Origin of the sequence: Halorhabdus rudnickae (assembly GCF_900880625.1) — an archaeon.
Taxonomy (GTDB): Archaea; Halobacteriota; Halobacteria; order Halobacteriales; family Haloarculaceae; genus Halorhabdus; species Halorhabdus rudnickae.
Genome location: NZ_CAAHFB010000001.1, coordinates 2,145,545 through 2,166,828 on the forward strand (window position 1 = coordinate 2,145,545; position 21,284 = coordinate 2,166,828).

The 21,284-nt window shown below is 61.9% G+C and carries 16 protein-coding genes; 10 read left to right on the forward strand and 6 right to left on the reverse strand.

Annotation, left to right across the window (positions count from 1 at the left end; genetic code table 11):
* Positions 1-85: 85 nt before the first annotated feature.
* A complete protein-coding gene (locus BN2694_RS10725; RefSeq protein WP_135665068.1) occupies positions 86-5,335 on the forward strand; it encodes an LAGLIDADG family homing endonuclease in 5,250 nt (1,749 codons plus the stop codon).
* 100 nt (positions 5,336-5,435) lie between these two features.
* Here BN2694_RS10725 and BN2694_RS10730 read toward each other — a convergent pair whose 3' ends face one another.
* Complete coding sequence (locus BN2694_RS10730; RefSeq protein WP_135665564.1) at positions 5,436-6,311, reverse strand: transcription initiation factor IIB; 876 nt, start codon at positions 6,309-6,311, stop codon at positions 5,436-5,438.
* An 84-nt stretch (positions 6,312-6,395) separates the two neighbouring features.
* Positions 6,396-6,818, reverse strand: a complete 423-nt coding sequence (locus BN2694_RS10735; RefSeq protein ID WP_135665070.1) for an HIT family protein — start codon at positions 6,816-6,818, stop codon at positions 6,396-6,398.
* A gap of 81 nt (positions 6,819-6,899) precedes the next feature.
* Between BN2694_RS10735 and BN2694_RS10740 the strand changes: the two genes are divergently transcribed.
* Positions 6,900-7,907, forward strand: a complete 1,008-nt coding sequence (locus tag BN2694_RS10740; RefSeq protein ID WP_135665073.1) for a hypothetical protein — start codon at positions 6,900-6,902, stop codon at positions 7,905-7,907.
* A 15-nt stretch (positions 7,908-7,922) separates the two neighbouring features.
* On the opposite strand, the gene BN2694_RS10745 is transcribed toward BN2694_RS10740, so the two are convergent.
* On the reverse strand, positions 7,923-8,138 hold the full coding sequence (locus BN2694_RS10745) for a DUF7860 family protein (protein WP_135665075.1): 216 nt from the start codon (positions 8,136-8,138) through the stop codon (positions 7,923-7,925).
* A gap of 89 nt (positions 8,139-8,227) precedes the next feature.
* Here BN2694_RS10745 and BN2694_RS10750 point away from each other — a divergent pair, with 89 nt between their 5' ends.
* Positions 8,228-8,449 (forward strand): hypothetical protein, encoded by a 222-nt coding sequence (locus BN2694_RS10750; protein WP_135665077.1) that lies wholly within the window; start codon positions 8,228-8,230, stop codon positions 8,447-8,449.
* Between the two features lie 21 nt (positions 8,450-8,470).
* On the opposite strand, the gene BN2694_RS10755 is transcribed toward BN2694_RS10750, so the two are convergent.
* Positions 8,471-9,460 (reverse strand): aldo/keto reductase, encoded by a 990-nt coding sequence (locus BN2694_RS10755; RefSeq protein WP_135665080.1) that lies wholly within the window; start codon positions 9,458-9,460, stop codon positions 8,471-8,473.
* Between the two features lie 145 nt (positions 9,461-9,605).
* Here BN2694_RS10755 and ileS point away from each other — a divergent pair, with 145 nt between their 5' ends.
* Complete coding sequence (ileS, locus tag BN2694_RS10760; RefSeq protein ID WP_135665083.1) at positions 9,606-12,872, forward strand: isoleucine--tRNA ligase; 3,267 nt, start codon at positions 9,606-9,608, stop codon at positions 12,870-12,872.
* A gap of 572 nt (positions 12,873-13,444) precedes the next feature.
* Positions 13,445-14,728 carry an NAD(P)/FAD-dependent oxidoreductase gene (locus BN2694_RS10765; RefSeq protein WP_135665086.1) on the forward strand — a complete coding sequence of 428 codons (1,284 nt, stop codon included), beginning with the start codon at positions 13,445-13,447 and terminating at the stop codon, positions 14,726-14,728.
* Between the two features lie 159 nt (positions 14,729-14,887).
* Here BN2694_RS10765 and BN2694_RS17715 read toward each other — a convergent pair whose 3' ends face one another.
* On the reverse strand, positions 14,888-15,322 hold the full coding sequence (locus BN2694_RS17715; protein WP_244605402.1) for a hypothetical protein: 435 nt from the start codon (positions 15,320-15,322) through the stop codon (positions 14,888-14,890).
* Between BN2694_RS17715 and BN2694_RS17720 the strand changes: the two genes are divergently transcribed.
* Positions 15,312-15,488 (forward strand): hypothetical protein, encoded by a 177-nt coding sequence (locus BN2694_RS17720; protein WP_167880009.1) that lies wholly within the window; start codon positions 15,312-15,314, stop codon positions 15,486-15,488. The genes BN2694_RS17715 and BN2694_RS17720 overlap by 11 nt on opposite strands.
* A 127-nt stretch (positions 15,489-15,615) precedes the next feature.
* On the opposite strand, the gene BN2694_RS10775 is transcribed toward BN2694_RS17720, so the two are convergent.
* A complete protein-coding gene (locus BN2694_RS10775) occupies positions 15,616-16,845 on the reverse strand; it encodes a GAP family protein (protein ID WP_135665089.1) in 1,230 nt (409 codons plus the stop codon).
* Between the two features lie 166 nt (positions 16,846-17,011).
* Here BN2694_RS10775 and BN2694_RS10780 point away from each other — a divergent pair, with 166 nt between their 5' ends.
* Genes BN2694_RS10780 through tsaA form a run of 4 tightly spaced genes read left to right on the forward strand, consistent with a single transcriptional unit; the run spans position 17,012 to position 21,151 of the window.
* Positions 17,012-18,121 (forward strand): ABC transporter substrate-binding protein, encoded by a 1,110-nt coding sequence (locus BN2694_RS10780; RefSeq protein ID WP_135665092.1) that lies wholly within the window; start codon positions 17,012-17,014, stop codon positions 18,119-18,121.
* On the forward strand, positions 18,118-19,167 hold the full coding sequence (locus tag BN2694_RS10785; RefSeq protein ID WP_135665096.1) for a FecCD family ABC transporter permease: 1,050 nt from the start codon (positions 18,118-18,120) through the stop codon (positions 19,165-19,167). The genes BN2694_RS10780 and BN2694_RS10785 overlap by 4 nt, the downstream gene beginning before the upstream one ends.
* Positions 19,164-20,006, forward strand: a complete 843-nt coding sequence (locus BN2694_RS10790; protein WP_135665099.1) for an ABC transporter ATP-binding protein — start codon at positions 19,164-19,166, stop codon at positions 20,004-20,006. Before BN2694_RS10785 ends, BN2694_RS10790 begins: the two co-directional genes overlap by 4 nt.
* Positions 20,007-20,020: 14 nt before the next feature.
* Positions 20,021-21,151, forward strand: coding sequence for a tRNA (N6-threonylcarbamoyladenosine(37)-N6)-methyltransferase TrmO (tsaA, locus tag BN2694_RS10795; RefSeq protein WP_135665102.1), 1,131 nt, complete (start codon positions 20,021-20,023; stop codon positions 21,149-21,151).
* Positions 21,152-21,284: the final 133 nt, after the last annotated feature.

Below are 21,284 nucleotides of genomic sequence, written 5' to 3' on the forward strand. Positions count from 1 at the left end.
CGGGATACCCGCTTCGTGTCCCGATCCACTTTCACCCTGGTTTGGGAACCTTCTTGAGGCAGTACGCACAACAGGAGTTACCATAATGGCTCGCGCGGAGAACACGGAGTTCATCGATCTCTTCGAGGAGTTCTATCGCGATTACTACCGCAACGAGATCGGCGAGCTCGCCCAGAAGTACCCCACCGAGCAAAAGTCGCTGTTCGTCGACTGGCAGGACCTCTACCGCTTCGATCCTGACCTCGCGGAAGACTACCGCAACAAACCCGAACAGCTCCAGGAGTACGCCGAGGAAGCCCTCAGACTGTTCGACCTCCCGATCGACGTGAAACTCGGGCAGGCCCATGTCCGGATGACCAACCTCCCGGAGTCGACGGACATCCGGGCGATTCGGGCCGACCATCGCGGTCAGCTCGTCAGCATCCAGGGCATCATCCGGAAAGCCACCGAAGTCCGGCCCAAAATCACCGATGCCGCTTTCGAATGCCAGCGCTGTGGGACGCTGACACGCATTCCTCAATCCACCGGCGACTTTCAAGAGCCCCACGAGTGCCAGGGCTGTGAGCGTCAGGGTCCCTTCCGGATCAACTTCGATCAATCGGAGTTCATCGACGCCCAGAAGCTCCGGGTTCAGGAATCCCCGGAGGGGCTGCGCGGCGGTGAGACGCCCCAGAACATCGACGTCAACATCGAGGACGACATTACCGGCAACGTCACTGCAGGCGACCACGTCCGGGTGACGGGCGTGCTCAAACTCGATCAGCGTGGCAACGACCGCGAGAAGTCGGCCATGTTCGACGTCTACATGAATGGCGTCAGCGTCGAGATCGAGGACGAGGAGTTCGAAGAGATGGACATCGACGAGGACGACAAAAAGGAGATCGTCGCCCTCTCGGAGGAACGTGACATCTACGAGCAGATGACCGACTCCATCGCTCCTTCGATCTATGGCTATCCCGAGGAGAAACTCGCCATCGCTCTCCAATTATTCTCGGGAGTGACAAAACATCTTCCTGACGAATCTCGGATTCGGGGCGACCTCCATGTGCTCCTGATCGGGGACCCTGGTACGGGTAAGTGCGTTAAATCTGACACTAGTGTCCGCCTCGCAAGTGGATCGACGAGATCGATCGGTGACCTCGTCGAGGCGAACCTCGACGACCCAAAGCCCGTTGACGACGGCGTCTGGGATCACACGTCGATTGCATTGCCGACGCTCGCGCCGGACGGGACGGTCACGACAGCCGAAGCGACGAAGGTCTGGAAACGGGAGGCTCCCGAACACCTGTATCGGATTCGGACCGAGAGTGGGAGAGAACTCGATGTGACGCCATCCCATCCGCTGTTCGTCCAGCAGGACGGGGGGCCGACGGCGCTGGAAGCTGAGCACCTCGCGGAAGGCCAGTTCGTCGCCACACCGCGATCAGTTCCGACAGCAGCGGACGATCGAATCGAAGCGGACTATCGAAGGTCACAATCCCCGAACGCGGTCCGGTTTTCTGCACCCGAAACGTGGACTCGCTCGCTTGCTCGGCTTGTGGGGTACATCGTCGCGGAAGGTCACGTCGTACATCGGACGGACAACACGGCCGATCTCCGGATCACGGACGCGGATGAACCAGTGCTGAAGGACGCCCGAGCGGCCTTCGAGGCGCTCGACTTACCGTACTCCGAGGACGTGCGAGAGGAGTCTGACGTTTCCCGCCTCCGGTGTCATTCGAGCGAGTTCGTTAGTTTTCTCGAATCCATCGAGCCGGCGATCCTCGAAAAATCGGGACAGCAACGCGTCCCGGAAGGGATTACACGGGCAAGCGATCCCATCCGTCGAGCCTTCCTTCGTGCCTATGTCGAGGGCGAGGGTCACGTTGCCACGTCCGAACGCGAACTCACGGTCGCCTCGATGAGCGAAGTGCTCCTTGAAGACGTGCGTGCACTCCTCACCACCTTCGGTATCGACGCAAGTATCCACGAACGTCATAACGGGAGTTACCGCCTCCGGATTAGCGGGGATGATTTCGGCTGCTACGTTTCGGAGATCGGCTTCGTCACGGATCGGAAACAACTTGCCGCAGCGTCCTACGAGGAGACGGCGGGGAATACGAACCGAGATGTCGTTCCAATCTCCGGGGACACGTTACGTGAGGTTCGTGAATCGCTCGCGCTCACACAAACGGACTGCAACGTTCCCAGAACTACCTACCAGCATTACGAGCGCGGCGATCGAAACCCCAGCCGGGAATCGTTACGGGCCGTCGTCGACGCGTTCGAGGAGCGATTGGCGTGGCTGAAAGACCAGCGTGACGGGTTGGCTGCCGACGACTGGCGGACGATCGTCGAACTGCGCGAGGAACTCGGGATCTCACAGCGATCGCTTGCCGACGGGATGGACGTCACTCAGACGGCGATCAGCTACTACGAACGGAACGAAGTCGCACCCGACGGCGGTGAGACGGTTGCCGCCAGCGCGGTCGTCCGCGACCGACTTGAGGCGGCGCTCGCCGTCGAAGCCACTGTCGAGCGCTTGGGCGATCTCGCCTCGAACGACGTTCGCTGGGATCGTATTTCGTCGATCGAAGCGGTCGAACCCGACGACGAGTGGGTTTACGACCTCGAAGTCGAGGGCACTCATAGTTACGTTTCCAACGGCGTCGTCTCACACAATTCACAGATACTCCAGTACATTCGCCACATTGCACCGCGGTCAGTGTTCACGTCGGGGAAGGGCTCATCCAGCGCTGGCCTGACCGCTGCGGCTGTGAGAGATGACTTCGGCGACGGCCAGCAGTGGACCCTGGAGGCGGGTGCGCTGGTGTTGGCCGACCGGGGGATTGCGGCAGTGGACGAACTGGACAAGATGAGATCCGAAGACCGTTCGGCCATGCACGAAGCGCTTGAGCAGCAGTCCTACCACCCCGATTCAGAAATTCTCCTTGCAGACGGTCGGCGTGTCGAAATCGGTGACTTCGTGGATGAACAGATGGCCGAACGCTCCGAAGAGGTAATCGACGGCGTCGATTGTGACATCTTGCCCGTCGATGACGTTCGAGTCCATTCGGCTGACCTGGACGACAACGACGTACAAAAACTCCCCGTGGATCGAGTCAGTCGCCACGAGGCTCCCGAGGAGTTCGTCCGCGTCTCGTTCTCGAACGGACGAGAAGTCGTCGTCACTCCGGAGCACCCGATGTTCGTTGCGAAGAACGGTGATATTTGTACGACCGAAGCAAGTCTGGTCGACGAAGGAGATTTCATCCCGGCACCTCGCAACCTTCCGAACTCTGCCGCGACGGTCCCACTCGAAGACGAATCCCAGCGCGGTAAAGAGAAAGACGTAGCCCTACCAGCTGCTATGTCGCCTGATCTCGCCGAAATTCTTGGCTTTCTCGTCGCTGAAGGGCACTCCTATGCGGGCTCCTCCCACGAGATCGGCTTCTCCAATCAGGACGAACAGCTACTCGATCGGATGGATGAATTGATGGGTCGCGTTTTCGGTTTGGAAAGCACGGATACGACCAACGCTGCGGGCACCGTGACCAAACGGTGGATCTCGACGCAATTCTATCGCTGGTTCCAAGAGAACTTTCCCGAATTCATGTACACTGCACGGGATAAACGGATCCCGTCGAAAGTACTCGGTGCCTCCGAAGAGGAGATCAGGCGCTTCTTGGTCGGCGCGTTCCAGGGAGACGGTGGCGTTGAGAGCGAAGCGATGGCGTTTTCGACGGCGTCCCCGGGTCTCGCCGAGGATTATGCCGACGCGCTGGCAAAGATCGGCGTTGGGACCCGGATCCATCATGACGACGCGGAGGATTCGTGGAAAACGTACGTGATGGGAGATTCGACGGAGAAGTTTGTCACAAAGATCGTTCAACCACGTGACGACCGATACGACGACGCCCAAGCGTTCGTTGAGCGAAGTAATGAGACGCCGAGACACCACGACGTTTTGCCGACGGATGCAGCCCGGGAACTCCGCGAACTGCGGAATTTACTCGGGTTACGGAAGACTGGGCAATTCAAGCCCAATCTCGATAATGGCTTTGGCGTTCATATCGGCACCGTCGAAGTGGAACTTGATACACTCCGCGAGCGTGCCAAAGAGATCCGATCTGCACTAGAACGAGCGGACGATCTCGCGTCTGTTCGGAACGCTATCGGCTGGTCCGGTCGGCAACTCGCCAAGCGTCTGGAGAACGAAACGACGAGTGCAGTTCACTACGCTGAGTCTGGCGGATACGACGCTGAACGACGCGCTTCGCTCACGAGACAGGCCCTGGAAGCTGCCAAGTCTGCTCTCACGGAATTCGAGCAGCGGGCGGAGGCTCTCGAATCACGAACTGAATTCCGATATTACCGCGTTACCGACGTAGAAACGCTCCCCAACGAAGGCGAGCACGCTACGGAGTGGGTCTACGACGTGACGGTCGAACCGACCAACACCTTCGTGAGTCATGGTGTCATCCTGCACAATTCGATCAGCATATCCAAGGCCGGAATCAACGCCACACTCAAATCCCGTTGTTCGCTACTGGGCGCGGCCAACCCCAAGTACGGCCGCTTCGATCAGTACGAACCGATCGGCGAGCAGATCGACCTCGAGCCGGCGCTGATCTCCCGCTTTGACCTCATCTTCACTGTCACCGACCAGCCCGACGAGGAGGAAGACGCCAATCTGGCCGAACACATCCTCCAGACGAATTACGCGGGCGAACTCAACACGCATCGCCAGCAGAACAGCACGCCCGATTACAGCGCCGAGGAGGTCGAGAACGTCACCGAGACGGTCGCTCCCGAGATCGACCCCGAACTCCTCCGGAAGTACGTCGCCTACGCAAAGCGGAGTTGCTTCCCGACGATGACCGAGGAGGCAAAGGCTGCCATCCGGGACTTTTACGTCGAGTTGCGGACCAAGGGGTCAGGCGAGGACGCGCCGGTGCCCGTCACGGCCCGCAAGTTGGAAGCGCTGGTCCGCCTTGCGGAGGCAAGCGCACGCGTCCGGCTCTCCGATACCGTCGAGGAGGAGGACGCCGAACGGGTCATCGGGATCGTCCGGTCGTCGCTCGAGGACATCGGCATCGATCCCGAGACGGGCGAACTTGACGCCGACGTGGTCGAGACGGGCACTTCGAAGTCCCAGCGCGATCGGATCAAGAACATCCGCGGGATCATCGCCGACATCGAGGAGGAGTACGACGAGGGTGCACCTGTCGATGTCGTGATCGAGCGCGCCGAGGAAGTCGGGATGGAGGCCAGCAAGGCCGAACACGAGATCGAGAAACTCAAACAGCAGGGTGAGGTCTACGAACCCCGCACCGATCACTTGCGGACGACCTGAAACTTCCGGACCATTGGGCGAGCACTGGGATCACTCGAAACTTCCAGGCTATGAGCGAGTACTTGCGGACGATGTCGAGGGGTTTTGGCGAGATCATTCGTCAGTCGGACGCGGGTTCGACGCTTCTCTCGCTGATGTCCTGGTATGTCGAGCGGAGCGTCGCGGGTGCTACGCCGGCCACCTCCGCCGCGTCCTGTTGTGTGACTTCGGTACCATGTTCCTGTGCGGCGGTGTACAGACAGGCGGCGGCGACACCGCTCGGTGCCCGTCCACCTGCGAGATCTCGATCCGTAACGATCCCGACGAATTCCCTGGCGCGGCGTTCGACTGCGGGTGTCAAGTCGAGTCGGTCGGCAAATCGCGGCAGGTACTCGCGTGGGTCGATCGGTCCGGTCTCGAGTCCGAGTTCGCGGTTGAGGGCAGCGTAGGCGACGGTCAACTCATCGCTGTCAGCCTGGGCGACGGCCGTGACTTCTTCGACCATACGGGAAATATCTGCTGACCGACAGACGGCGTAAACCGCTGCTGCCGCCATTCCTTCGATCGTCCGTCCATGTAACAGTCCAGCGTCCTGGCCGGTTTCGAACAGGACGCAGGCGTCGTCTCGGAAACCCTCGGTTAGCGACAACCGGTCGACGACCCGGCGGATCTCCATCATGCCGTACATCAGATTTCGTTCGGCCTTCGAGGCGGTTCGCGAGCGTCGATGCTGGCGACGGAGTCGAGCCATCCGCCGTCGGCGTCTGGGTCCCGCCCCGCTGTCCCGGCCGATTCGCGTCGAGAACCCCCGATCGTGCCGGGCCCGCGAGAGCGGCGGCCCAGTACGGCGCCGATTCTTGCCCTCGTCGTCGAAAGTGCGCCACTCCGGTCCGTGGTCGATTCGCGATTCGGCGACGACTAATCCACACTCGCTACAGATTGCTTCGCGGCCGTCACGCGTCAGTCTATTCCCACACTCCGGGCAGTCCCCGGCCATTTCTGGTGCGTGCACGGTTATCGTGAAAAAGTAACTTGGATGTAATTAATCTATTGAACTTATTTTTCACTGTCTAGAACGACTTCACGTTCGAGCGGCAATATCGGCCGCGAGGTCCTCCTGGCGACTCTCGGAGACGGATGGGCGATCCCGGAATAGGGTGTGGATCGGTCCCCCGCTGTCGCCATCGAAGCGGGGGACGACGTGGGCGTGAACGTGGGGAACTTCCTGTCCAGCTTCCGTGCCGTTGTTGATCGCGACGGTCGTCGCCGGCGCATTGACGGCTGCTTCGACAGCTGGGACTACCTCGTGGATGGTGTCGTAGAACTCTGTCGCGGTCTCAGTTGGCACGTCCACAAGTCGTTGATGGTGAGCTTTCGGAACCACGAGCGTGTGTCCTTTCGCGAGTGGGTTTGCGTCGAGGAAGGCCAGGGTGTCCTCGGTCTCGTGAACGGTGTGGCTCGGCAACTCCTCGGCGACGATCGCACAGAACACGCAATCGGTCATACGCGATCGAACGGATCCACGATGCAAAAACCGCGGGGTCGCGAGTACCTTTTTGAGTCGTCTCTCCGAACAGTCGATCGCATGCCCTTCCAGTTCGATCCCGAGATCCAGGCGACGTGGTTTCACAGCCCCCTCGAGGACTTCGAGGAAGTCTCCGTCGAGACGGAGGTCCGCCGGGATCCGCTCACCGGCCGACAGAGTCGCATCGTTTCGGATAACTTCGTGCGCCCCGAGAACGAACCGGACATTGACGCCATCGTGGGTGACAGCGAGGGGTGTTTCTTCTGTCCGGAGATGGTGACCGACGCGACCCCGACGTATCCAGACTGGGTCGGCTTCGATCGTGGGTCGTGGGGCGAGGCGACTTCCTTCCCGAACCTCAACCCTTACGGTGACCACTCCAACGTCATCGTCCTGACGGAGGACCACTACGTCCCGATCGAAGCGTTCACTGACCAGCAGTTCACAGACGGTCTCGCCGCAGCTCTGGAGTTCGTCGACGTGGCACTGGAATCGGACGCCGCCGACGAGTACGCCTCGATCAACATGAACTTCCTGCGACCGGCGGGCAGCAGCATCATCCACCCGCACATGCAGACGCTGGTCGACGAGTGCGGGACGAACCGCCAGGCCGAACGCGCCGAAGCGGCTCGGGCGTACCGCGAGGACGAGGGCGAGTCATACTGGGAGGCGCTTCTCGAAGAGACGGTCGAGACCGATCGCCATGTCGGATCGACCGGTGACGTCGAGTGGATCGCCCCGTACGCGCCGAAACACCACCGCCACGTCCGCGGGATCGCGCCCGACGCGACCGTCCCGGATCCTGAAGATCCAGTCGTCGAGGACTTTGCGGCCGGGATCGTGAACGTCCTCGAGTATTATGCCTCGGCCGGGCACAACAGCTTCAATCTCGCCGTGACGCTGCAGGACGACGATCCGGCGAATCCGCCGGTGATCGACATCGTCGCGCGATCGGTGTTCGATCAGTATTACTGGTCGGACTCGCCGTTTTTCGTTACGCTCCACGACGAAAATGTCGTTGACGTGCCGCCAGAAACCTACGGCGAAGAAGCAGCTGACTGGTTTTGACCTCCCGGGGCGTTTTCACTCCGTGAGCGGCAGGACGATCCCGAAGGTCAGCGGCGAGAGGAGACCCACGAGAATGCCTCCGATCTCCATATCGAGGAGGAGTCCCGACTCCCAACCCTGGAGCGTGGGGCCAACCATGTGACCGATACCGCCGAGCAGAAACATCGCCGCGCCGAGGACGAACCCCCAGCGGGCCAGTTTCACGTAGTCCATGTCACGATAGCCTGACATACGTCCTACTTCGATAGCGCAGAGAAAACCGTTTCGTCTCGACGCAGCCCAATAGAAATGGTCATAATGCTCGACGGTGAAGCAACCATATGATCGAAATCGTCGTCGAACAGCTGTCCGCGATCGTATACGCCCTTCTAGCGGGTGCCCTCGGCGTGGGTGGCTTCCTCGTCGAATCGGCTGGCTTCGAGACCCTGACACAGGGCCAGAACGTCCTCGGCGCCTGGGAGGCCGTTATCGGGCTCCTGTTGTTGATCGCCGCCGCGAAGCTGATCCGCGAGAAAGTGCTGGCCCGTCGCGCCGAAGCCTGAGTTCCGGTCGGACGCACCTCGTCACCAGCGGTGGTGGACGTCGTCGTAAAGCTGTTTCTCGTAGATGTCTCTGACTGCGCCGTGAGTTTCGTGTGAGAGCGGATCGAAGTCCGCTGCAGCGGCGTTCGCCTCGACGTGGTCGGGCGAGGTCGAACCGGGAATGACCGTCGAGACGGCGTCGTGATCGAGGATCCACCGGAGGGAGAACTGGGCCATCGACATCTCCTCGGGAACGTGCGCTCGCAGATCTTCGACGGCGTCCAAACCGGCCTCGAAAGGCACGCCAGCGAAGGTCTCTCCGCCGGCGCGACCGATCCCGGCATCGACGCCCCCCTCGGCGGCACTCTTGCGGTGGTCCCCTTCCTTGAAGTCCTCAATGCCGTCGAAGGCGTCGGCGAGCAGGCCGGAGGCCAGCGGCACGCGGACGATAATGCCCACGTCTTCGGCGGCCGCCCGTTCGAAGAACCGCTCGGCGGGGCGATCCCGGAACGGATTGAAGATGATCTGGACCGTTTCGACCACGGGGTACTCGATGGCCTTCATCGCCTCCTCTACCTTCTCGACGCTGACGCCGGCGTGAGCGATCTCACCCACTTCGCGCAGTTCTTCCAGCGTCTCGAACGTGTTGGGATCGTAGAACGCCCCCGTCTCGGGGCAGTGCAACTGCACGAGGTCGATGGTCTCGACGCCGAGGCGGTCTTTCGACCCCGCAATGGACTCCTGTAGCCCCGTTTCGGAGTGCCCGCCGTCCTCGTCGGGTGCGGCCTTCGTCGGGACGAAGATCCCGTCGCGGCCGCGTTCCTCGAGTACCTCGCCGATGAGTCGTTCCGCACGGCCGCCGCCGTAGACTTCGGCGGTGTCGATCAGGTTGACGTCTGCGTCCAGGGCCGTATGGATCGCTTCTTTGGCCCGTTCGTCGCTGACCTCGCCCCAGGCGGGGCCGACGTTCCACGTACCGAGACCGACCGCCGACACGTCTACGCCGGTCGATCCGAGAGTGCGAAACTCCATGACTCTACTGACGAGGACCGAAGCGAAAAACCCGGGGGCTGGCAGAGAGCCAGAGGCCGGGCGACAGTGGCTACGGCACACGGGTTTCGACAGATCTGGGCGTGGGATCGATTTGCCTTTAATCCCGGCGATGGTGTGAACAGGTATGACAGATACCGAGGACCAGGCCGACCTGTCGCCGACCTACGACCGGTTCGGCGAGGTGGCCGACCAGTACGACCCCGAAAGCGTCCGCGAGCGGGTGTTCGCCCACTGGGACGCCGTCGAGGCCTACGAGCAGACCAAGGCCCACCGCGCCGACGGCGAGGACTTCTTTTTCGTCGATGGCCCACCGTACACCTCCGGGGCGGCCCACATGGGCACGACCTGGAACAAGACGCTGAAAGACGCTTATATCCGGTATCTCCGCATGCAGGGCTACGATGTGACCGACCGGCCGGGCTACGACATGCACGGCCTGCCCATCGAGACGAAAGTCGAGGAGAAACTCGATTTCCAGAACAAGAAGGACATCGAGGCGTTTGGCGAGGAGGCGTTCATCGAGGAATGTAAGGACTTCGCCGAGGAGCAACTCGAGGGGCTCCAGTCGGACTTTGAGTCCTTCGGCGTCTGGATGGACTGGGACAACCCCTACAAGACGGTGTCCCCGGAATACATGGAGGCAGCGTGGTGGGGGTTCGAGCAGGCCCACGAACGGGGACTGGTCGAACAGGGCAAGCGCTCGATCTCGCAGTGTCCCCGCTGTGAGACGGCCATCGCTAACAACGAAGTCGAATACGAGGACGTCTCTGACCCCTCGATCTACGTGAAGTTCTCCCTGCAGAGTCGGGAAGGCAGCCTCGTCATCTGGACGACCACGCCCTGGACGATCCCCGCCAATACCTTCGTCGCCGTTGACGAGGAGCTGACCTACCAGGGCGTCGAGGCAACCAAGGACGGTGAGACGGAGGTGCTGTGGATCGCCGAGTCCTGCGTCGAGGATGTTCTCTCGAAGGGGCGCTACGAGGACTACGAGATCGTCGACGAAGCGAGCGGCGAGGAGATGGTCGGCTGGGAATACGAACACCCACTTCGTGAGGAGGTCCCGAACGCACCTGACGGCGAGGACGCCCTGCAGGTCTACACCGCCGAGTACGTCGAGGCCGACCGGACTGGACTGGTCCACTCCGCACCGGGCCACGGTGAGGAGGACTTCGAGCGCGGCCAGGAACTCGGCCTGGACGTGTTCTGTCCGGTCGGTGGCGACGGCGTCTACGAGGAGGCGGCCGGGAGATACGCCGGCGAGTTCGTCAAGGACGCCGACGAGGCGATCATGGACGACCTCGAAGCCAACGGCAATCTACTCTCCCGAGGGACGACCAACCACAGTTACGGCCACTGCTGGCGCTGTGATACGGGCATCATCCAGATCGTCACCGACCAGTGGTTCATCACGGTCACGGATATCAAAGACGAGATGCTCGACAACATCGCGGACAGCGAGTGGCACCCCGAGTGGGCGCGTGACAATCGCTTCCGGGACTTCGTCGAGGAGGCCCCCGACTGGAACGTCTCTCGGCAGCGTTACTGGGGGATCCCTCTGCCGATTTGGCTGCCGAGCGAGGCGCATAGCGCCTCGGAACCGTCGAGCGGCGACGAGCCGCGAGACCCGATCGACTGGAACGGCTCGATGCAGGAAGCCATCGTCATCGGCGACCGCGAGGAACTCGCAGAGCGCGTCGATCAGGAGATCGACCCCGAAGCCGTCGACCTCCATAAGGGGACCGTCGACGACCTGACGATCACCGAGGACGGTGTGGTCTACGAGCGGGTCCCGGACGTCTTCGACGTGTGGCTCGACTCTTCGGTCGCCTCGTGGGGGACCCTCGATTACCCCGAGCAGGAAGGCGACTTCGATGAGTTGTGGCCGGCCGACCTTATCATGGAGGCCCACGACCAGACCCGCGGGTGGTTCTGGTCGCAACTCGGGATGGGGACGGCGGCGGTCGGCGAGATCCCCTACGACGAGGTGCTGATGCACGGCTACGCGTTGATGCCCGACGGCCGGGGGATGTCCAAATCCAAGGGCATCACCGTCGAGCCACAGGAGGCCATCGACGAGGGCGGGGCGGACCCGATGCGGGCGTTCCTGCTCTCCCAGAACCCCCAGGGCGAGGACATGCGCTTCTCCTGGGAAGGGATGGACTCGATGGGGCGCAACCTCAATATCCTCTGGAACGTCTTCCGGTTCCCGCTGCCGTACATGCGGATGGACGGCTACTCTCCCGAGGACACGACTGTCGAGGATGTCTCTCTCCAACAGATCGACGAGTGGGTGCTCTCCCGGCTGCAGACCGTCGAAGCCCAGATGGGCGAACACTTCGAGGATCGACGCCAGGACCGGGCGATCGATGTCCTAATGGACTTCATTGTCGAGGACGTTTCACGGTTTTACGTCCAGGCCGTTCGGGATCGCGTCTGGGAAGAAGGCGAAGACGGCTCGAAGGACGCCGCGTACGCAACCCTGTACCGCGTGCTGGAGGATACTGTCGCGTTACTGGCTCCCTTTACCCCCTTCATCGCCGAGGAGATCTACCAGTATCTGACCGGCGACGTCGGCTACGATACGGTCCACATGTGCGACTGGCCCGAACCCGACGCCGACCTGCGCGACCTTGGCCTAGAGGACGAGATCAGCGTCGTCCGAGCGGTCGAAGAAGCCGGCTCGAACGCTCGCCAGCAGGCCGAGCGGAAACTCCGTTGGCCCGTCAAGCGCGTGGTCGTCGACGTCGACGATCAGGAGGTCGGCGGGTCGATCGAACTACAGGCAGGCTTGCTCGGAGAGCGCCTGAACGCCAAGTCGATCGAGGTTGTCGATCCCGACGAGGCATGGGGTGAACTCACCTACAGCGCCGAGGCCGACATGAGCAAACTCGGTCCCGCCTTCGGCGACGACGCCGGCACGGTCATGAACGCGCTCAACGAGGCAAGTGTCGCCGAGCCGACCGTCGAGGCCCTGGAATCGGCCGTTGCGAGCGAACTGGGTCGGGGTGTCGATCTCGAGGCAGAGATGGTCGAGTTCGTCCGGAACACGCCCGAGGGCGTCGCGAGCACGGAGTTCGAGGCCCTCGACGGTGGCGGTATCGTCTACGTTGATACCACACTGACCGAGGCCATCGAGAGTGAGGGCTACGCCCGCGAGGTCGTCCGGCGTGTCCAGGAGATGCGGAAAGATCTCGATCTGGAGATGGATGCCCGCATTCGGGTCGAGTACGATATCGACGACGAGCGTGTGGCCGAACTCGTCGCCGAACACGAAGATATCATCGCCGAGGAAGTCCGGGCCGACACGTTCGGTGCGATCGAAGACGGCTATCGCAAAACCTGGGAGATCGAGGGACTCACCGCTGAGATCGCGATCGAAGAAGTCTGATCGGACATAATTCATACCGTTGAGTCTTCGCGGCCTGTGGCCGCGTTTTACCGGACAGGACCGAAAGAGGTATGTCAAAAAGGAGGACGGTGTTGATCAACGACCACGGGAGCATCGACGAACCATTGGCCTGCACATATCCAATATGTGTAAGCGCAACTGGCGATGGAAACTCGATACCGTCACTCTGTAATTACAGTGAAAAACAACTAGTCAGGTACTGATATATCTGCGACTGGGACCGTCCTCTCAGATGGTGATGTCGTCGAATGGCCCTTCAACTTCACCTGAAGCTAGATCCGGGACTGTTTGAGCCTCCAAGCGCCAGTTCACTTTTGATATTTCTCGTCACCGAGACTGGATTCTCACAGGAGGTATTTTCATTGACTGCACAATAGTATCGCAAATCAGGTACAATTACAAACCGTCTTATATCACCAATAGAAATTATTACTCAACCATAGTGTGGTTTATTACGCACAGGTTTATGTGTATACAAACCGTAGTAATGGTTGTAATAGACAAAACCGAGAGGCCTTTCTGAGGTCTTCTCGGTCGGGAATTTACTACTCATGACCTCACAGCCTTTTCGGGACGGAACCGACGCGTCGTACGTCGTGGTCGGCGACGGTATCGCCGGCAGCTCGGCGGCGGCCGAACTCGCTGACCGAACAACTGACGCCTCGATCACAGTGGTAACTGGCGAATCCGAGCCCCTCTACAATCGGATCCTGATCAAGGAGTTCGCCAAGGGAGCTCTGTCGGCGGACGTCGTCCGCATGCATGATCGATCGTGGTATGACGACCGCGACATCGACCTCCGCCTCGGCACGCGCGTCGAGACCGTCGACACCACGGCACAAGTCCTCGAGATAGAGTCCGGCGAGTCGATCGCCTACGACGAGTTGCTCGTTGCGACCGGGAGCACACCGCGGCCGTTGCCGGTCGAAAACGCTGACGCCGACGGTGTGACCACGTTCTGGACGATCGAGGACGCCGCTCAGATTCGACAGAACGCTGCTAGGGCCGAACACAACGTGATCGTCGGTGGTGGCCTGCTGGGGATCGACTATGCTGCCATCGCCGCCGCCCAGGACATCAACTCTCACTACCTCATCCGGGAGGGACACTGGTTCTCGGGAGCTCTCTCAGAAACCGGCGCAGAAATCGTTCACGAAGCGCTACGTGAGCGTGGTGTGACGCCTGTTGTCGAGACCGAGGTCAGTCGCTTCGAGACCGACGACGCTGGACAGCTCCGTGCAGCAATCACATCGGATGGCCGTCGATACGAGGCCGATTGTGCCGGCGTCGCCATCGGGACGACGCCGAACACGGGCCTGCTTGAGGAGACGCCGGTCGCCCTCGAGGATGGCGTCGTCGTCGATGAGACGCTGTCGGCGGACGTCCCGTCAGTGTGGGCGGCGGGTGATGTCGCTCGCTACGATGACCCTCGACTCGGGCGACACGTCAGCAACGGTACCTGGGGAAGTGCGGCTGCACAGGGTGAGTTGGCCGCTCGGAACATGCTCGCCGCGCCCGACGCGGCAGCGCCCTTCGAGTACGTCCCGTCCTATTCGGTTTCGCACTTCGAGTTTCCACTCGCGTCGTTCGGTCACCCGCGACTCGGGGACACCTATCACGAACGCCGGTACGGCGATCGGGAGTGGCGGCGACTCGCTTTCCGGGATGGCCAGCTCGTCGGTGGCGTCTTGATCGGCGATCGCGAGCCACTTCAGGCGTACAAGCAACTCACTGCCAGCGGTCGCCACGTGCAACAACAGGTCCAGCAGTTGCTCGCCCCGTCCTTTGATGGGACCGACTTCGAGCGTCAGTCCTCGCCGCTGGCCTCGGACTAATACTGGTGGCTGTTGGTATCGCTATTCTATACACCGTGATGTCGAATCATCAGGTGGCGTCGACCTGCTCGCTCGCGCGTGCGTCGAGCGTTTCGGTCGCTTGTGTAAGCAGCGCGTCGATGATCTCGGGCGTCGTCGGGTGGTAGGCCCGGTTGGGAATTACCGGACATTCAGTTCCATCTCGACGGCCAGTTGCATCGTCTTAGCCATGGCGTCGGCGTGATAGTGCAGGCCCTGATAGCCCAGCAGGGTGCCGCCCGTGCCGACGACGAGACGCGCTCGCCCCTCGGGGACGTCTTTGGCCTTGACAATGCCGTCGTCCGCAGCGGTGGTATCGACCGTCACGTCCTCGATGCCGGCCGCCGTGGCTGACTCCTCAGAGTATCCGACACGAACGAACGGCAGCCGACCCAGCGTCGAAAAGATGACGTGATGGTGGACGGGCTGGTGGGTTTCGAGTAATTTCCCAGTGCGGTGGGCCTGGATGTTGGTGGCTGCCGTCTTGGTCTGGTGCTTTCCGACGTGCACGATCGGCTCACGGCCGTTGACATCGCCAACGACGAACACATGCTTCTTCGCGGGCGTGCTCGTCATCGACAACGAAAACGGACGCTTTGGGTTCCTCGAAGCCGGCGGGAGCGTCAACTGTCTCGGCGGCGATATTGGCGGAATCGGTGCGCTCGGCTCGGCGATCGTCCAGAACCCGGACGACGCACTCCAGGAGAGGGCGGACGGGCTGGCGAACGTTGACATCGAGTGAGAGGGGTCATCCGGGATCGCCCCAAAGCGCGTCGGCGATCCTGGGAGAGACAGTCACCTCGCTGACGATCCTTTCGAAGGTGCCCGTGGCGTCGGCGCTCCGATGTCCGAATCAGAACGGCAGTTACTCACAGGAGGCCGGCGACCAGCAAAATACCGAGCCCGACAAGGAGCCCGCCGGCCACGAAGTGTAAGGTTTCGATGTGTTTCTCGCGCCACGCACCGACGGCTTCGGCTTTCGTGTAGCCACCGGCGACGGCGACCGTGATGACGATCATCGGCAGGACGAACACGAAATTATACGCCACCAGGAGCGGAATCGACTGGCTCCAGGCCATCTCGGCAAGGATGCCGCCCGCAACGATGTAGGGGCCGCCGGTACAGGGCAACAGGAAGAGGCTCACCGCGATACCGGCGAGTAGGCCACCGAGGACGGCGGCCCGGTTCCACAGCGGTTTCGTCAGATAGCGCTGCATCGTCGGCCGCCAGGATCGGGGTACTTCGAAGACGAACCCGCCAGCGCCGTGACTGACCCCGTCTTTGACGTTGAGCAGCCCCAACCCGATAGCCAGCAGGCCGAACAGTCGTCTGAGGCCGCCGATCTCGACGGTGGCGGCGTTCGCTGCGGATTTCAGGCCGAAGATGAGAAGCAGACCCAGCCCTGCGTAGGTCAGGCCGACAGCGAGTGAGAACGCCAGCCCTGATTTGAGCACCGTGACTGGCTGCTCGGGGTTTCGGGTTAGGATCGTCGTGAGCAAAACCACGAGCACCGCCAGCGCACAGGGATTGATCGCATCACCGATGGCCAGCCCCGCCAGGGAAACGAGTGTGATCGTCTCGGGACTATCGCTGCCAGCCGGTCCTGCCGTCGCGTTGTCGGCCTCTGGGCCCTGTTCGGTTGTTGCGTTGTCGGCCTCTGGGCCTGGTTCCGTTGTCACTTCGTCCTGCTCGGCGGTCGCTTCGAAGCGCTTTTCGAGGAGTTTAATCGCTGGTCTGTCCCCGATGGCGTACGCATCATCGACGAAGACGACTGGGACTGTACCCCAATATTTCCGTGGAACGTCGTATTCGCGCAGGTAGTCGGTCATCCGATCCGTGTGCTTGCGGGCGTTGTACTTCTCGACCGAGAACTTGTGATCGTCGCGCTGTTCCTCGAGGAATGCCTCGACGTTGGCACAGTGCGGACAGGTCGGGAGATGGAAGAAGACAACGTGGACCTCCCCGCTGTCGGTGTCGTTGCTGATAGTCGTAGTCTGTTCGACCGCTTCCGCGTCCGCCATGGTAGTGGCCCCGCCGACGAGGACGGCCAACAGTACGACGACGGCAAGACCAATGCGATGGATCCCCCGAAACCCCATTTGCTTTCGATCAGCTGATTGTACAAACAAATACTCGCCACCCCAGTATTACGGGCGTTTATAATAGATAGGTGGGGCATGGTATCACTTCACATGTAATAACTCGGCAATCAGTATTACTGAAGATCGAAAAAGTATTATTCTACGATCGAGTACCTCGCTGTTGATGCGAACCCGACGATCGGTACTCAGCGCACTTGGGGCCAGCACTGTGGGAGGACTCACAGGCTGTACCGCGTCGTTTTCGGCGTCGAGTGGTGGGACGACCACGGCCGCTCGCGAAATCACGGACGGGTTCGGTCGGTCGGTGACCGTTCCGGAGACGGTCGAGCGCGTCGTTGGCGTCGGGCCGGGCGCCCTCCGACAGATCGCCTATCTGGACGCCACCGACCGCGTGGTCGGTATCGAAGACGCAGAGGCTGGCTGGGCGAGACGTGTGCCGTACAACCAGGCCAACCCCGTGTTACGAGACAAGCACGTGATCGGTTCGGCCGGCCCCTCTGCTGGGGGCAACAGTGAAGCCATTCTTTCAGTCGACCCGGACGTACTCTTCTATTATGGGGACAGCTCTCGGGCGGAGTCGTTGCAGTCTCAGACGGACACACCGGTTGTCGGTCTCGATATCGTCGACTTCGTCTATCCGGCCGCTCGCGAAACGATGTTCGGCACCTGGCAGCTCGTCGGCGACGTGCTGGGCCAAGACGGGCGGGCCGAGACACTGATCGAGTTCGTCCGTGGGACGATCGACGACCTCCGGACACGGACGGACGAGATCGCAGTCGGCGAGCGAGACGCTGCGTACGTCGGCGCGATCAACTACAAGGGGGGCCACGGCATCGCGACGACACGAAAGTGCTTCGCGCCGTTTCGCTGGACCGGTGTCGAGAACGTCGCCGGCGCGATCGGTACCGACGCCGCGTCCGTCGAGGTGAGCGACGAACAGCTCCTTCGGTGGGATCCAGCGACGATGTTCGTCAGTGCGTCAAACCTCGGCCAGGTCCGCGAGGACGCGGCCGCGAGCCCTGAGTATGCCTCGATCCGAGCGGTCGAGACCGGCGAGACGTATTCGATTCTCCCGCACGCCAGCTATCACCACAACTATGGATCGATCCTCGCGAACGCCTATTTCGTCGGGCGTACAGTCTATCCTGACCGCTTCGAGGATGTCGATCTCAAGACAAAGACGAACGAGATTTTCGAGACGATGCTCGGTACGGGTTTGTACGAGAATCTGCTCGAAGCCTACGACGCGTTCGACCGACTCGAATTGCCATGACAGAGACCGCTGTGGCGGGTCATCAAAGATCGTTCCGTCGACGAGTCGCCTTTCTCGGCGGTGTCGGCGCTCTGTTTGCCGGTACCGCCCTGCTGGCGCTGGCGATCGGCTCCGTTCGCGTTCCGCTGGTTGATTTGTTTGGGGCTCTGTTCGGCCGCGGCACGGAACTGCATTCCAACATCGTCTGGCGAAATCGCTTACCGCGGGTCCTCGCCGCTGCCGCGGCCGGCGGTGGTCTGGCCGTCGCGGGAGCGGCGATGCAGACCGTCCTCCGCAATCCGCTCGGCGCGCCATACACGCTTGGTATCTCCCAGGCGGCGGCCTTCGGGGCCGCACTGGCGATTTCCATCACTGGCGTGGGGGCGGGGTCGGCGGCCGGTGGGTTCCTCGCGACGTCTCTGACACCGATCGCCGCGTTTGTCGCAGGGATGGTCTTGACGGGCGTCATTCTCGCGTTGGTCACGTATCGGCGGGCCACACCCGAAACGATGATCCTCACCGGCGTCGCACTCGGGTCGCTGTTCCAGGCTGGGTTGACGCTGTTGCAGTACTTCGCCAGTGATACCGAGGTCGCGGCCATCGTTTATTGGACGTTCGGCGATGTCGGACGGGTTGGCTGGCCGAAGGTGCTCGTGATGCTCGCGTTCGTCCTTGCGGCGACCGCATACTTCGTTCGACACGGCTGGGATTACGACGTGCTCGATGCGGGAACGGACACGGCAAAGAGCCTCGGGGTGAACGTCGAATCGCTACGGATTCGCGGGATGGCAGTTGCTTCGATCGTCACTGCACTAATTGTTTCTTTTGTGGGAATTATTGGCTTCGTCGGGCTGGTTGCCCCCCACATCGTCCGGATGGTTATCGGCGGTACGGAGCGCACGCTCATGCCGGCCTCGGCGCTGGTCGGAGCGACCCTGCTTGTCGCGGCCGATACGATCGCCCGGACGGTGCTTGCGCCGGTGGTGTTACCGGTCGGGATTCTCACGTCGTTCATCGGTGCGCCGCTGTTTATCTATCTCGTCCTCAGGGGGAGGGAATACTGGTGACACTCGACATTCGGCATTTGGCGTTTGCCTACGACGACGAACGTGTCCTCGACGGGATCAACCTCACGGCCGAATCGGGCGAACTGCTCGGTCTCCTCGGGCCAAACGGGTCCGGGAAGAGTACGCTCTTAGAGTGCTGTAATCGGCTGCTGGAGCCTGATTCGGGAACCGTCTCCCTCGGCGGTACCTCCGTCGGCGACCTCGTGGCCGACGAACGGGCCCGTCGAATCGGATACGTCCCGCAGGCGGAATCCCGGGCGTTTCCGGCCTCGGTCTTCGAGACGATCCTGCAGGGACGACGGCCCCACGGTGGATGGACGCCGAGCGATAGCGACCGGGCGGCCGTCGAGGCGACGATCGATCGACTCGACCTCGACGGACTGGCGACCCGAAACGTGGGCGACCTCTCCGGGGGGCAGCGTCAGAAGGTCTGCCTCGGGCGGGCGCTCGTGGGCGATCCGTCGGTCCTGTTGCTCGACGAGCCGACAAGCGCGCTCGACCTGAAACACCGCCTGGATGTCATGGACCGCATCCTCGGTGAAGTCCGAGACGGGGTTGCGGGCTTGATCGCAATTCACGACCTGAACCTGGCGGCCCGCTACTGCGATCGGGTTGCGCTCCTCTCAGACGGCCGGGTCTACGCCGTGGGCGAACCAGACGTACTCACGCCCGAGACAGTCCGGGCGGTCTACGACGTCGAGGCAAGCGTCCGCGAGCACGGCGATCGGCGACTTGTCGTCCCCGAATCGCCGGTCGATCGCGAACCCGGGGGTTCACCAGCGCTGGACCGACCGGCTGACACCTCCGTGGCGGGCGAACCGGTGGCGACTGACGACTAACTGAGCGTGATACGATGGATGACCCCCTGACACAGATCGGGACGGTGCACAGCGCCTTCGAGGAACCAGCCGATCCGGACGAGATGCGTTCTCGGGAGAGTACGATCGTCGTCGATCCCGACTACGAGGCGGGCCTCTACCGGATCGAGGACACCGACCACCTCAAGATCGTCTTTTTCCTCCACGAGGCCGACGAGCCGACGCTCCGGGGTCCCCGGCGCTATGGCGTCGAACGCGGGACCTTCGCCTGCCGAAGTCCCAATCGACCGAGTCCGATCGGGACCACGACCGTCGAGTTACTTGAGCGAGACGGCCGGCAACTGCGCGTCTCCGGTCTCGACGCTATCGACGGGACGCCCGTGCTTGACATCAAGCCTTACGCGCCGAGTTTAGACCAACCGGACACCGTGGACGAAGACCGCCGTACAACCCCCCGTGGGCGAGTCGAACGGGCGATTCGCAATCGTAGCCACAGGGAACTTCTGCTCCGTACCGGCGAGATCCACGGGCATTTGTGTCCGTATCTCGCGCTGGGTGTGATGGCCGGGGTCCACGCGATGCGGGAACTCGGGGCGACCAGCGAGGGGATGGAGGATCTTGTGGCCGTCGTCGAGACGAACAGTTGCTTCGCCGACGGTGTCCAGTACGTGACGGGCTGTACGTTCGGGAATAATGCGCTGATCTATCGTGATTACGGCAAGACTGCTGTGACGCTCGTCTCACGGGACGACCCCGACGACGGCGTCCGAATCCACGTCCGCGAGCGCGAGGGGATCATCGAGCGGGACTATCCCGAGGCCAGCGAGTTGTTCGAGCGGGTCGTCAGCGAGCGTGAGGGGACGCCCGTGGAGCGTGAGCGCCTCGACGAACGGTGGGCCGAGGTTGCGTTCGACCTGATCGAGCGCCCAATCTTTGACTGCTGTGACGTCGAGACGGGCGTGTCGGTCGCCCTCCCCGAGAAGGCGCCGATCTTCGAGGACGCCGTCTGTTCTGATTGTGGGGAGCAGGTCATGGCTCCCAAAACGGTCGAGCGCGACGGCGAGCAATACTGTCGGGGGTGTGTCGACGTGCCGTACTGCCACCTGGACGGGCGCGGACTGAGTCGAATCGAGGCTTCTGAATCCTCTATCGGCCACCCACAGTAACTCACTCCGGGTGGAAGGCCTGCCTGCCGCGGAGTATCTAACTCCCCATTAATGTGGACGCGAACCTGTACTTCCTGTTCATGGTCCCGCGTGATATCGTCGCCGACAGCGTCGGCGTGCCGGATTGCGGCGT

What these genes read in the sequence shown, in the direction of transcription:
- BN2694_RS17715 (WP_244605402.1), bottom strand. Translation starts at nt 15,322, where the DNA reads ATGACGAGCACGCCCGCGAAGAAGCATGTGTTCGTCGTTGGCGATGTC.
- ileS (WP_135665083.1), top strand. Translation starts at nt 9,606, where the DNA reads ATGACAGATACCGAGGACCAGGCCGACCTGTCGCCGACCTACGACCGG.
- BN2694_RS10725 (WP_135665068.1), top strand. Translation starts at nt 86, where the DNA reads ATGGCTCGCGCGGAGAACACGGAGTTCATCGATCTCTTCGAGGAGTTC.
- BN2694_RS10755 (WP_135665080.1), bottom strand. Translation starts at nt 9,460, where the DNA reads ATGGAGTTTCGCACTCTCGGATCGACCGGCGTAGACGTGTCGGCGGTC.
- BN2694_RS10780 (WP_135665092.1), top strand. Translation starts at nt 17,012, where the DNA reads ATGCGAACCCGACGATCGGTACTCAGCGCACTTGGGGCCAGCACTGTG.
- BN2694_RS10750 (WP_135665077.1), top strand. Translation starts at nt 8,228, where the DNA reads ATGATCGAAATCGTCGTCGAACAGCTGTCCGCGATCGTATACGCCCTT.
- BN2694_RS10740 (WP_135665073.1), top strand. Translation starts at nt 6,900, where the DNA reads ATGCCCTTCCAGTTCGATCCCGAGATCCAGGCGACGTGGTTTCACAGC.
- BN2694_RS10730 (WP_135665564.1), bottom strand. Translation starts at nt 6,311, where the DNA reads ATGGCCGGGGACTGCCCGGAGTGTGGGAATAGACTGACGCGTGACGGC.
- BN2694_RS10785 (WP_135665096.1), top strand. Translation starts at nt 18,118, where the DNA reads ATGACAGAGACCGCTGTGGCGGGTCATCAAAGATCGTTCCGTCGACGA.
- BN2694_RS10745 (WP_135665075.1), bottom strand. Translation starts at nt 8,138, where the DNA reads ATGTCAGGCTATCGTGACATGGACTACGTGAAACTGGCCCGCTGGGGG.
- BN2694_RS10765 (WP_135665086.1), top strand. Translation starts at nt 13,445, where the DNA reads ATGACCTCACAGCCTTTTCGGGACGGAACCGACGCGTCGTACGTCGTG.
- tsaA (WP_135665102.1), top strand. Translation starts at nt 20,021, where the DNA reads ATGGATGACCCCCTGACACAGATCGGGACGGTGCACAGCGCCTTCGAG.
- BN2694_RS10735 (WP_135665070.1), bottom strand. Translation starts at nt 6,818, where the DNA reads ATGACCGATTGCGTGTTCTGTGCGATCGTCGCCGAGGAGTTGCCGAGC.
- BN2694_RS10775 (WP_135665089.1), bottom strand. Translation starts at nt 16,845, where the DNA reads ATGGGGTTTCGGGGGATCCATCGCATTGGTCTTGCCGTCGTCGTACTG.